The organism is Anaerobutyricum soehngenii, from assembly GCF_009697165.1.
GTDB classification, from domain to species: domain Bacteria; phylum Bacillota; class Clostridia; order Lachnospirales; family Lachnospiraceae; genus Anaerobutyricum; species Anaerobutyricum soehngenii.
In genome coordinates this window covers 16451-29470 of sequence record NZ_VULP01000035.1, presented here as the reverse complement: position 1 = coordinate 29470, position 13020 = coordinate 16451, and the positions used below count along the sequence as shown (strand labels likewise).

Genomic DNA, 13020 nt, shown 5'->3' with positions numbered 1-13020 from the left:
TCCTTTCGGGGCGTGATTTATGGTTTCTAGTCAACTCCATTATATCACAAACCGTGAGGAGATTTTTATTTTTAACAACAAAAAAATGACGTATTTATGCGACTTGTGGCGTTTCGCAAACGCCTAATATAATTCAATTGTAAAAGGAGAAAAATATGAATAATGTACCGAATGAGGGAAAAGTGGATTTTTCTAAACCAATATTGTGGATAGTAATTCCATGTTACAACGAAAAAGATGTGCTTCCAATTACAGCACCTATGTTTTTAGAACAGATTCAGACGATGATTTCAAAGGAGAAAATCAGTGCGAAAAGCAGGATTTTATTTGTAAATGATGGATCGAAGGATTCGACATGGGATATTATATGTAAGTTGGCGCAGGAAGATGAACATTATATTGGAATTAGTCAGAGCAGAAATAGAGGGCATCAGAATGCTGTACTTGCGGGCTTGATGGAAGCAAAAGATGTTTGTGATATTACGATTTCCATTGATTGTGATGGTCAGGATGATATTACAGCGATGGAGCGGATGGTAGATGAGTATTTAGCTGGAGCAGAAGTAGTATATGGTGTTAGGAGTAAGCGTGATACAGATACGTTTTTTAAAAGATTTACAGCAGAAAGTTTTTATAAACTTCTTGATAAGATGGGAGTCGAAACGGTTTATAATCATGCTGATTACAGATTGATCAGTACGAGGGTATTGCAGGAGTTTGCAGGTTTTCATGAAGTAAATATTTTTTTAAGAGGTATGATTCCGCTTGTGGGATATAAAAATGCTACTGTTTATTATGAACGTCATGAAAGAATTGCAGGAGAAAGTCATTATCCATTGAGTAAAATGCTTGCCCTTGCGTTTGATGGAATAACCAGTTTGTCCGTCAGGCCGATTTCCATTATAACAGGAACCGGCTGTATAGTGAGTCTTATTGGATTTGTGGGAATTATATGGGCTATCATAACAGCTATTATGGGGAATACAGTTGCAGGCTGGGCATCCATTGTTTGTATCGTTTGTTTTCTTGGTGGTATTCAATTACTTTCGCTTGGAGTTATTGGAGAATATATTGGGAAGATATATCTGGAATCAAAACATCGTCCAAGATATATAATCAGTGATAAAACTTGGGAGCCATATGAGAGGCATTACAAAGGATGATAAGGAATATATGTTAAGTCTTTGGCAGGAAATAGTAAAGTAAAAAAAGATTGTATTAAAATAATTACTTCCTCTTGATTTCCTAACCATTTTAAGTATAATAAGTAGTATAAAGAAGTAATTAATATCACAGGGGTTATCAAAGAAGGTATATTTGTTTGTAACAAGTATGCCTTCTTTTTCTTTTTTGGAATTAGAATATAATCAGAAGGGGTAATTAAAGGGGTGATTTTTACTTTTTATATGCGATTTATATGAGATGAAGTGGTATGAGGGATTAGTACATAGAGAGGTGAGATGTATGAATACTTTACAGACAAATGACTGGCTGATTTTGAATTCTATTATTTATGAGATTTATACAACGGCGGATTTCGATCAGATGAGAAGGAAGTTTTTAGAGCAGATGAAGATGCTTGTGGATTTTGACAGTGCAGATTTTTATCTGGCATCTTCCGGGGAGGAATACCATCTTAAGGCTCCGGTTACATATCATTGTGATGAGGATTTATCGGAGGTTTATGATAGTATTGATTACAGCAGAGGGATTATGTACAGTGGGAAGAGTATCGTATATCGTGAGACAGATATTATTTCTGATGATATGAGAGTGAAAACGGAGTATTATCAGAAGGTATATAAGCCGAATAACTGGCATTATTCTTTGCAGATGATCATGGCAAAAGAGAAGAAGTTTCTTGGAGTGGTAACGATGTACCGCAATATTGGGAAGAATGATTTTAGTCATGATGAAATATTTTTGGTGGACACGTTGAAGGATCATATGGCGTACAGATTATGGCAGCAGAAACAAAGTCGTATGCAGTTTGGTGAGAAGCTTACGGTGTCGGCAGCGACGGAGAAGTTTGGGCTTACAAAGCAGGAACATAATATTTTGCATCTGTTAATGGAAGGAAAGGATAACAGTTTTATCTGCGATTATTTATCTATTAGTATCAATACGTTAAAGAAGCATATTTTAAATATCTATCGGAAGCTGGGAATCCGTAACAGGGTACAGCTGTTTAAGAAGATAAGGGAAAAGGAATAAAAGTAAATTTATTACGTTATTTGTGAGTACATATTTAAAAAAATAATTAAAAAGTAGTAAGAAAATGGTTAAATGGGTGACTTGTATTAAATATCTTAATGGAGTATAGTCACAAGTATCAAAAGCAAGGGAGCTGTATGTGATAGATACAGCTTCCTTTTTTTATTTATTTTTTTATTATGGTATGAATAAAGGAGGATATAGCATATGAAGGAATTAGTTATGATTATTCGACCGGAGAAGTTAGAAGATATTAAGCATATTTTAGATGATGTGAATTGTGGAGGTATGACGTTATCAACGGTTATGGGATGTGGAACCCAGAAAGGTGTGGCAGATAGTGAGGGCGCTGTGAATGAGATTAAGGGATTTAAGACGACGATTAATCTGCTGCCAAAGATTCGTATAGAAGTTGTTGTGGAAGATAAGGCAGTGGAACCGATTATTATGGCGGTTAGGGAAAAATGTGCAACCGATCATGTTGGTGATGGTAAGATTTTTATTCGCAATATTGAAGAGGCGGTGCGACTTCGAACAGGTGAGAGAGGTCTGAAGGCTTTATAGTTTGAAATTTAGATAGATTTAGAAGAGGTGAGTACAGTGGGTGCTATCGTAGAAATTGAAGGTGTTAATAAGATATATGGAACAAATCATGTAGTGAAGGATTTAAATTTGACGGTGGAAGAGGGAGAATTCCTTACACTGTTAGGCTCTTCTGGATGTGGAAAGACAACAACGCTTCGAATGATTGCAGGTTTTGAGGAACCGACAAGCGGAAGTATTAAAGTGGAGGGAGAGGCAATTGGTGATAAGGAGCCGTTTGAAAGGAATGTAAATACAGTTTTTCAGAGTTATGCGTTGTTCCCTCATAAAACGATCTATGATAATGTTGCGTATGGTTTAAAGATGAAAAAGGTGCCGAAAGCAGAGATTAAAAAGCGGGTGACAGAGATGTTAGCTCTTGTGCAGCTGGAAGGATTTGAAAAAAGATATCCAAGCCAGTTGTCAGGTGGTCAGAAGCAGAGGGTCGCGATTGCAAGGGCTTTGATTAACCGGCCGAGGGTTCTTCTTTTGGATGAACCGCTTGGAGCGCTTGATCTTAAGTTAAGGAAGCAGATGCAGCTTGAGTTGAAGAGATTGCAGCGAAAGTTAAATATTACATTTATTTATGTTACGCATGATCAGGAAGAGGCTCTTACGATGAGTGATCGTATTGCAATCATGCATGATGGGGTGCTTGATCAGCTTGGTACGCCTTCTGAAATCTATGAGAATCCGAAAACAAGATTTGTTGCTACCTTTATCGGAGAGACTAATACGTTTGATGGATGTATCCGCAGTATAGATGGGGAGCATGTATCTGTTATGATTGAAAATGGTAATATCTGTGGATGTGGAAAAGGCTTTGCGTTAAATGAATATATTACGGTATCGGTACGACCGGAAAAGATGAAATATTCAGAGACACCGATTGATGGATTTACGATTAAGGCAATTGTGAAAGATTATGTTTATGTTGGTTCTGTTATTAAATGTATTGTTTCTCTTCCAAATGGAAATGAAATAAAAATTGAGAGGCTTTCTGGAGAAGAACTTCCGAAACCGGGAAGTAGGGTTTACATTTACTGGGAAGAAAAAGATGCCGTTTTGATTCATAATCAGGATCAGTTGATTTTCCAGGCAGTAGATAGTATCCCGTTAGGTTAGGAGGCATGTTTTATGGCAAAAAAGAAATCAAAACATGAATGGCGGGCTAATAGTTTTCCTGCAGCGATCATGGTTGGACCGGTTAGTTTATGGATGGTGCTATTGGTTGCGATTCCGTTAATTTATGTTGGAGTGATGAGCTTTTGTTCGATTGATCAGTATTATAATGTAACTTTTCAGTTTACTCTGGAAAATTATACAAGGCTGATGAATGCGGATTACATAAAAATATATGTGCAGTCTCTTGTCATTGCATTTTTTACGACATTACTTTGTGTGCTTGTTGCCTATCCGTTTTCCTGGCTTATTGCAAGAACAAAGAGTAAGAAGAAAAAGCTTTTGTATATGCTTGTTATTATTCCATTTTGGACGAATTCTCTGATTCGTATTTATGGATGGAGAACATTTCTTGGAACAAATGGCTGGTTAAATACCGCCTTACAGACAATGCATTTTACAGATGGACCGGTTGATTTTCTTTTTAAACAGGGAACAACGGTGTTAGGTATGGTATATTGTCTGTTTCCATTTATGGTTCTTCCGCTGTATACAGCAATTGAAAAATTAGACGGAAATCTTCTGGAAGCATCAGCAGATCTGGGTGCGAAACGAATAGCTACTTTTTTTGAAGTAGTGTTGCCGCTTACTTCAAGTGGAATCTTTTCCGGATGTATCATGGTATTTATCCCATGTCTTGGATTCTTCTTTGTATCTGATATTCTCGGTGGAGGAAATGCGGATGTAATCGGTAACCTGATAGAGAGACAGTTCCAGAGTGGAAATAACTGGCCGCTTGGTTCAGCGCTCTCGATTATATTAATTTTAATTACGCTCCTGCTCGTAAAGATTTACCAGAAAATGGGCGGAGATATGGAAAGTCTGGGGGGTTGATGAATGAAGAAAAGACAGAAAGCAAAAATGAGAAAAGCAGGAAGTATTGTCTTTTGTGCAGCGGTATATATTTTCCTGTTCCTTCCGATTTCCGTTATCGTAGTCAACTCTATGAATGCGACAACAACAAAGCCGTATCTTTCATGGAAAGGTTTTACCTTTGACTGGTACATTAAATTATTTGATAACGATGCTTTATTAAGTTCCTTTGGAAATACGATGATAATCGCACTGACAAGTACAATTCTTGCAACGATTGTCGGAACGCTTGGGGCAATCGGAATGTACAAATATAAGTTTAAAGGGAAAAGCCTGATTGACGGATTGCTATATATTCCGGTAGTTATTCCGGAAATCGTAATGGGTATTTCGCTGCTGACAATATTTTCAAAAACAAATGTACCAAGAGGAATGCTTACGCTGATACTGGCGCATGTAACATTTTCCATACCATATGTTATTTTCAACGTCCGGGCGAGACTTTCCGGCTATGACAGTTCGATTGAAGAGGCGAGTCTTGATCTTGGAGCGAATCGAATCCGGACATTTTTTGAAATTACCTTACCTGTACTGGCTCCGGGAATTGCCGGTGGAGCGTTACTTGCATTTACCCTTTCTATTGATGATGTTATCATCAGCTATTTTGTAAATGGGCAGACAAAGACGTATCCACTAAAAGTAATGGAGAGTATCAAGAGTGGTGTATCGCCGGATGTCAATGCATTATCTACTTTGATTTTAATCGGTACAATCGTTCTTGTAGTATTGACACAGACAGACATATTGAAGCGCAAAAAAGTGTAAAGCAGTATGGGATATCATAGTAACTGTAATAAATGTATTAAATTAAAAACCTAAAAAGAAAAGAGGAAAGCTTATGAAGAAAAAATGTTAGGTCTTATAGTGATTACAGCGATGTTAGTGACGATGCTTGCCGGATGTGGTTCGAAATCTTCCGAAGGGAAAAATGGAGAATTAAATATTTTTATCTGGACAGAATATGTGCCAGATTCTGTAATCGAAAAGTTTGAAAAAGAAACGGGAATCAAGGTAAATGTTTCTACCTATTCTTCAAATGAAGATATGCTTGCAAAAGTAAAGTCAGAGTCAGAAGGAACGTATGATATTGTGCAGCCTAGTGATTACATGGTAGAGCAGATGGCTTCTCAGGGAATGTTAGAGGAACTGAAGACAGATGAGCTTAAAAATCTTTCGAATATTGGAGAGTCTTATTTGAATCCTTCTTATGATCCTGGTAATAAATATTCTGTTCCTTATCAGGGTGGTGTTGCAGGAATTGCAGTGAATACAAGTAAAGTGAAAAAAGATATTACAAGTTATGATGACTTATTTGATTCTTCTTTGAAAAATTCTATTGTGGCATTGGATGATTATCGTGCTGTAATCGGTATGACTGCAAGAAGTATGGGATATGGCATGAATGAAACAGATCCTGCCGTATTATCTAAAATTCAGGATAAGTTATTAACATTGAAAAATAACGTGAAATTATATGATTCAGATAGTCCAAAGTCCGCATTGATTTCCGGAGATTGTACGGTTGGTTATGTATGGAGTGCAGAAATTGCACTGGCAATGGAAGAAAATCCGGATATCAAAGTAGTATATCCGACAGAAGGAGCTTATCTCTTTATGGATAACTGGGCAATTCCAAAAGGAGCTAAAAATTATGATAATGCAGTGAAGTTTATTGATTTTATGTTAGATGCAGAAAATGCCCAGATGGTATTAGAAGAGTTCCCATACCTTTCCCCAAATACAAAAGCAGTGGAGGCAATGGGTGAAGATTACTCAAAGAACGAAGCAAAGAATCCGCCTGCAGAAGTTATTAAGAAAGGTGAATATGTCAAGAATCTTGATGCAGATACATTAAAGATTTATGATGAAATGTGGACAAAACTGAAACAGTAAAAGAACAATAATAAAGCAATAACAAAACAAGAAGCGAAACGTAACAAGAAACGTAATCGGTATAATGACGATGTGATATCAAGATATAACACTAAGACGTAATATCAATATGTAATACCAAATAGAAGGGCAGGTAAGGCGTATGAGTATAGATTTTCTGTATCTGAACGAAAAAGATATGATAGCGGCAGGAGTAATGGATGTAGCCGGATGCGTAGAAGCCATGAGAGAGACTATGTCTCTCTTTAGAAAAAAAGATTTTCTTTTAGGAGGGCCGAAAGCGGATGAGCATGGTCTCCAGATTAACTTTCCGGCAACATCAGATATAGAAGGCTTTCCGTTAGATGACGGACCAGACAGAAGATTTAATGCAATGCCTGCCTACCTTGGAGGAAAATACCATATTGCCGGACAGAAATTTTATGGGTCCAATAATCATAATCTGCAAAAAGGCCTGCCTCGTTCTATTTTGATGGTAACCTTAAATGATGTCGATACCGGTGCTCCGCTTGCGTATATGAGTGCCAATCTGTTAAGTGCGATGCGTACCGGAGCGATGCCTGCGATGACAGCATCTTATCTGGCAAGAAAAGATTCAAAAGTGCTTTCTTTGATTGGTCCCGGTGTGATTAATAAATGTGCTTTTCAATGTTATATGGAGGTTCTCCCGGAAATTGATACTTTGAAAATCAGGGGAAGTTCTGTGCATTCAAAATCTGCATTACATATGAAAAAGTTTGCGGAAGAGAACTATCCTCAGATTAAAAATATCATTATCTGTGATTCTTTAGAAGAAGCCTGCCGCGACAGTGATGTAGTGAGTGAGGCAATGTCTGTTACAAAGCAGGATATGGAAGAATTTAAACTAGAATGGTTTAAAAAAGGTGCTGCTGTTTTTTCTATGGGAAGTTTTCTCGTTCGTGACCATGAAAGCTATCTTGGGACTACAATGGTAGCAGATAACTATGGTATGTATGAAAAATATTTAAAGAACTTTATTGCAAGAGGCCCGGTAGACGAACTTGGGCGCAAACGGGAATGGTCTATCATGGGAATTGACTTTGTCTATCTTGTAAATGAGAAGAAAACAGAACGAAAAAAGGTTTTAAATCTTTGCGATATTGTAAATGGTATCTCAGACGGCAGAACGTCCGATGACGAAATTGTTATGTGTAGTATCGGAGGAATGCCGATCGAAGATCTGGCCTGGGGATATGAATGTTATAAAAAAGCAGAAGAAAAAGGCATAGGAACAAAGTTAAATCTTTGGGATGAACCATACTATATTTAATACTTCTTTTGGAGTATCTCTAATTAAAAATTACCAGAAAGATAGTAGTTCAAGCTACTTGTGAAGTTTTTTTAAAAGTAGTAAATTAGCAATATCAAAAGCAACGGAGCAATTGATTATCAGTTCCGTTGCTTTTTTATGTTTTACAAGCAGATGTGCAGTAGAAGTAGGTTATGCGTTGCATGACGCACATCCCGGGCAAGAATGTGGAACATTCTTGAAGAATATGAAAAAGTTCAGATAAGATGGGAGGAATAGATATGAGTTATCCAGCGATTGATTTCCTGTTTTTAAATGAGGAAGATATGATAAAAGCAGGCGTAAAGGACATGGCAGGCTGCATTGATGCGATGGAAGAAGTTGTGAAGTGTCTGAATAAAGGAGATTACGTGATGGGTGGTGAGAATCATAATTCTCATGGATGTCAGGTTTCTTTTCCAAAAACATCACCGTTTCCTAATATGCCAAAAGATGAGGGAGACGATAGAAGATTTATGGCAATGCCGGCATATATCGGAGGCCCGTTTGATCTGATGGGAATGAAATGGTACGGTTCTAATATGGCAAACAAAATGCTTGGCCTTCCTCGTTCTATCTTGATGGTAATGTTGAATGACAAAGATACAGGGGCTCCACTTTGTTTAATGAGTGCAAATTTATTAAGTGCGATGCGTACCGGAGCGATTCCGGGAGTTGGAACAAAGTATCTGGTAAATAAAGGTGCAAAGGTATGTGGTATCTGTGGACCAGGTGTTATGGGAAAGACAAGTCTTGCAGCATTTGTTGCGACATGTCCGGATCTAGAAGTTTTAAAAGTAAAAGGCAGAGGAAAGCCTTCACTTGATAAATTTATCGCCCATGTGAAAGAAAAGTATCCGCAGTTTAAAGAGATTAAAGTAGTTGATACGGTAGAAGAACTGGTAAGAGATACCGATGTGATTTCTTTTGCAAATACAAGTGGAACGGATCCTTCTACCTATCCTTATGTAAAAGGAGAATGGATTAAAAAGGGAGCGGTTTTAGTCGGAGTCAGTGCATTTGATATAGATGATGATTTCCTAAGTGAGAAATGTAAGCTTGTTGTAGACAATATGCAGCTCTATGAGGCCTGGGCAGAGGAATTCCCTTATCCGTCATTTGGAGCGAACAATATCATTGGATCTAAGTTTACCGATTTGATTCATGATGGAAAAATTAAAAAAGAAGATATTTATGATCTGGGAGATATTATTCATGGTGACAGACAGGGAAGGGAAACAGAAGATCAGATTATTGTTTATTCTGTTGGCGGAATGCCGGTAGAAGATGTTGCCTGGGGTAAGATTTGTTATGAAAAAGCAAAAGAATTAGGACTTGGAGTAAATCTTCATTTATGGGATCAGCCAGATTTGTATTAGCGAAAGGAAGAGTTTTATGAGTACAAGAATTGTAGAGCATCCAGTTTTGGGAAAAACAGAAAAGGGAAGAAAGGTTACTTTTACATATAATGGAAAAGAATTAGAAGGATATGAGGGAGAGCCGGTAGCGGCTGCATTAAAGGCTGCGGGCGTGATGGTCCATCGGTATACAAAAAAGCAGCACAAACCAAGAGGTATCTTTTGTGCAATCGGAAGATGTACAGACTGTGTTATGGTCGTAGATGGAAAGCCGAATATAAGGACCTGTGTGACACCGCTGACAGAGGGAATGAAAGTAGAAACACAGTACGGTGTCAGTGCAAAGCCTTTTGATGAACAGTAAAAGACGTATAAAAGTAATGAACAGTGCAAGAAAACTTAAATAATAAATTAATAAATAGTGGGAAGAAAAGACAGGAAAAGCAAGTAAGCGAAATCTAAACGAAAGAATAATTCAGAGGGAAACAGGAAAGGGAGCGAGTCTTATGAAACTGAAACGGTATGATCTGATTGTTGTAGGGGCAGGACCTTCCGGTTTATCTGCAGCAATTGAAGCAGCAAAAAGAGGTCTTGAAGTAGTTGTATTTGATGAAAATGAAAAACCTGGTGGACAGTTATTTAAACAGATTCATAAATTTTTTGGTTCAAAGGAACATAAAGCAAAAATCAGAGGATTTAATATAGGAAAGCAGTTATTAGAAGAAGCAAATGCGGCAGGTGTAAAAGTTGTATTAAATGCAACAGTAATTGGACTTTATATGGATAAAGAGATCGTTGTAAAGATTGGTGAGGCAATTCACCATTACAAAGGGGATGCGATTATTGTTGCGACAGGCGCAGCAGAAAACATGGTTACATTTGACGGATGGACACTTCCGGGCGTAATCGGTGCTGGTGCAGCGCAGACAATGATGAATCTTCATGGTATTAAACCGGGAGAAAAAGTGTTGATGCTTGGCTCTGGAAATGTAGGATTGGTTGTAAGTTTTCAGCTTCTGCAGGCAGGCTGTGAAGTAGTAGCATTAGTAGATGCAGCGCCGAGAGTTGGTGGATACGGTGTCCATGCAGCAAAAGTTGCGAGAACTGGCGTACCATTTTATTTATCTCATACGATTAAAAAGGCAGAAGGGGAAGATCATGTAACGGGAGTAACGATTGCAGAAGTAGATCATACATTCCAGTTTATTCCGGGAACAGAAAAACACTTTGATGTAGATACCATTTGCCTTGCCGTTGGTCTTTCTCCGATGTCACAGCTTTTAAAAATGGCAGGCTGTAAGATGGAAGATAATCCAAAGAGAGGTGGACAGGTTCCTCTTATTGATGAACTTGGAGAGACATCGGTAGATGGAGTGTTTGTAGCGGGAGATGTATCCGGAATCGAAGAAGCAAGTTCTGCTATGATCGAAGGAAGAATTTCCGGCGTGGCAGCAGCTTATTATCTTGGATTTATTGAAAAAGAGGAACTAGATACAGAAGTAAAGAAAAATACAGATGCACTTGAAAATCTCCGTCAGGGAATGTTTGCTCCAAAGAACAGAGGAAAGATTCTTGAGAAAACAGAAGAGGGAATCGATATTTCCATGAATCTTTTGAAAAAAGGCTATTTATCAGATGACGAGATTGAAAAATATCCGGGTATTACCCATAAAATAGGAATTCACCCAGTAATGGAATGTTCGCAGAATATCCCATGTAATCCATGTCAGGATGCCTGTCCGAAGCATTGTATTAAGATCGGAGAGAATATTACTTCTCTTCCGGCAGTAGATGAAACGAAGGAATGTATCGGCTGTGGAATGTGTGTGGCATCTTGTTCCGGTCAGGCTATTTTCTTAATTGATGAAAATCTCGATGAGGATTTTGCCTCCGTTACACTGCCATATGAATTCCTTCCTCTTCCGGAAAAAGGAACAAAGGGTCATGGACTGGGACGTAATGGTGAAGAAATCTGTGAAGCAGAGGTTATTGATGTGAAAACAGCGAAGGCATTTGACCATACAAATCTTCTGACGATCAAAGTGCCGAAAGAATATGTGATGAAAGCAAGATTTTTTAAGGCATAGAAAGGTGCGGTGACATAGATGAACAGTGTAAATGACAGATCAAGAGATATAGGAGAATTTATTCCGGCACCGGATGATGACAGAATCATATGCCGATGTGAGGAAATTACAAAAGGAGAAATCAGAAAAGCCGTCCATGACGGAATGTTTACTTTAACAGAAATCAGAAGATATTTAAGAACGGGCATGGGACTTTGCCAGGGACAGACTTGTTCTAAACTTGTAAAATCTATTGTGGCCAGAGAATTAAAAGTATCTCCGGCAGAGTTAGAACCGGCAACATCAAGAGTTCCGATGCGTCCGATCGAGATGCATATTTTTGCGAATGAAGAAAAGGAGGCTGGTCAGGATGAAGAATAATCATGCAGATGTCATTATTATTGGTGGGGGAATCATTGGATGTGCAACAGCGTATTATCTTTCAAAGGCAGGAAGCTCCGTTATTGTATTAGAAGGAAGCGACCACATCGGAAACGGAGGCTCTAGCCGTAACGGAGGCGGTGTACGTCAGTCCGGACGTGATCCAAGAGAATTGCCGCTTGTTATGTATGGAATTAAAAATTTATGGCCAACTCTTTCAGAAGAATTAGAAGTAGATTGTGAATATCATCAGGATGGTAATCTCCGGCTTGGGAAAAATGAAGAGCATGCAAAAATCTTAACGAATCTTGCCAATAAGGCAAGAGCATGTGGCCTGGATGTCCGTATGATTGATGGAGACGAAGTGAGAAGAATCAATCCGTATCTTTCAGAAGAAGTTACGGTAGCAAGCTGGTGCCCGACAGATGGACATGCGAATCCACTGACAACAACACTTGGTTTTTATAAGATGGCAAGACGGCTTGGTGCACATTTCATTACAGGAGAAAAGGTAGTTGCGCTCAAAAAAATAAAAGGGCATGTTCGTCAGGTAGTCACACCAAATAATGTATATGAAGGTGATCAGGTCTTTGTGGCAGCAGGACTTGCAAGCCGGCAGATTGCCGGAACGGTTGGAATTGATATTCCAATGACTTCTTCATTAATCGAGGCACTCGTCACAGAAGCAGAACCACATATGTTTGATCAGATGCTTGGAACGGCAGAAGCGGATTTCTACGGACATCAGACGAAACATGGCTCCTTCGTATTTGGTGGTTCTTCCGGATTAGAGCCATTTCGCAAAGACAATGGAACACCAATTACGAGCAGCATCACAGCGCCTTGTATCTGTCGTGGTATCATAAAGTATTTCCCAGATCTTGCGGATGCGAAGATTGTTCGTACATGGGCCGGCTGGAGTGATAAGAGCGCAGATGGTGTACCGATTCTTGGAACAGTGGAAGAAGTTCCTGGTTTAGTGCTTGCCTGTGGATTTACCGGACATGGCTTTGGTATCGCACCGGCAGTAGGAGAACAGCTTGCCAAATTAATGCTGACTAGAAAGACAGATATCGATCTTTCTGCCTTACATTATAATCGATTTAAGGCAAAAATCTGATCAAAGTCCTATGTGAAAACGCATATGTATTCAACTTGAATT

At 38.6% G+C, this 13020-nt stretch carries 13 protein-coding genes; all 13 read left to right on the top strand.

Going from position 1 to position 13020, the window contains the following annotated elements; translation table 11 throughout:
* Positions 1-155: 155 nt before the first annotated feature.
* The 13 genes from FYJ25_RS12860 (at position 156) to FYJ25_RS12800 (ending at position 12978) form a co-directional block, all read left to right on the top strand.
* Positions 156-1163 (top strand): glycosyltransferase family 2 protein, encoded by a 1008-nt coding sequence (locus FYJ25_RS12860; RefSeq protein ID WP_154581458.1) that lies wholly within the window; start codon positions 156-158, stop codon positions 1161-1163.
* Positions 1164-1464: 301 nt separating this feature from the next.
* Positions 1465-2214 (top strand): helix-turn-helix domain-containing protein, encoded by a 750-nt coding sequence (locus FYJ25_RS12855; RefSeq protein ID WP_154581457.1) that lies wholly within the window; start codon positions 1465-1467, stop codon positions 2212-2214.
* A gap of 207 nt (positions 2215-2421) precedes the next feature.
* Complete coding sequence (locus FYJ25_RS12850) at positions 2422-2778, top strand: P-II family nitrogen regulator (protein WP_096241242.1); 357 nt, start codon at positions 2422-2424, stop codon at positions 2776-2778.
* A gap of 36 nt (positions 2779-2814) precedes the next feature.
* Positions 2815-3921, top strand: coding sequence for an ABC transporter ATP-binding protein (locus FYJ25_RS12845; RefSeq protein WP_173854305.1), 1107 nt, complete (start codon positions 2815-2817; stop codon positions 3919-3921).
* A gap of 12 nt (positions 3922-3933) precedes the next feature.
* Entirely contained in the window at positions 3934-4812 is an 879-nt protein-coding gene (locus FYJ25_RS12840) for an ABC transporter permease (protein WP_096241240.1), read from the top strand.
* Positions 4813-4815: 3 nt separating this feature from the next.
* Positions 4816-5616 (top strand): ABC transporter permease, encoded by an 801-nt coding sequence (locus tag FYJ25_RS12835; RefSeq protein ID WP_096241239.1) that lies wholly within the window; start codon positions 4816-4818, stop codon positions 5614-5616.
* A gap of 84 nt (positions 5617-5700) precedes the next feature.
* Positions 5701-6744, top strand: coding sequence for a polyamine ABC transporter substrate-binding protein (locus tag FYJ25_RS12830; protein WP_154581456.1), 1044 nt, complete (start codon positions 5701-5703; stop codon positions 6742-6744).
* Positions 6745-6886: 142 nt separating this feature from the next.
* Positions 6887-8035 (top strand): tyramine oxidase subunit B, encoded by a 1149-nt coding sequence (locus tag FYJ25_RS12825; RefSeq protein WP_154581455.1) that lies wholly within the window; start codon positions 6887-6889, stop codon positions 8033-8035.
* A 260-nt stretch (positions 8036-8295) separates the two neighbouring features.
* Positions 8296-9432, top strand: a complete 1137-nt coding sequence (locus FYJ25_RS12820; protein ID WP_096241236.1) for a tyramine oxidase subunit B — start codon at positions 8296-8298, stop codon at positions 9430-9432.
* Positions 9433-9448: 16 nt separating this feature from the next.
* Complete coding sequence (locus FYJ25_RS12815; protein ID WP_096241235.1) at positions 9449-9775, top strand: (2Fe-2S)-binding protein; 327 nt, start codon at positions 9449-9451, stop codon at positions 9773-9775.
* Between the two features lie 142 nt (positions 9776-9917).
* Positions 9918-11498 carry an FAD-dependent oxidoreductase gene (locus FYJ25_RS12810; protein WP_330400013.1) on the top strand — a complete coding sequence of 527 codons (1581 nt, stop codon included), beginning with the start codon at positions 9918-9920 and terminating at the stop codon, positions 11496-11498.
* 18 nt (positions 11499-11516) lie between these two features.
* Positions 11517-11858, top strand: a complete 342-nt coding sequence (locus FYJ25_RS12805; RefSeq protein ID WP_096241234.1) for a (2Fe-2S)-binding protein — start codon at positions 11517-11519, stop codon at positions 11856-11858.
* Entirely contained in the window at positions 11848-12978 is a 1131-nt protein-coding gene (locus tag FYJ25_RS12800) for an NAD(P)/FAD-dependent oxidoreductase (protein WP_154581454.1), read from the top strand. The genes FYJ25_RS12805 and FYJ25_RS12800 overlap by 11 nt, the downstream gene beginning before the upstream one ends.
* Positions 12979-13020 lie beyond the last annotated feature (42 nt).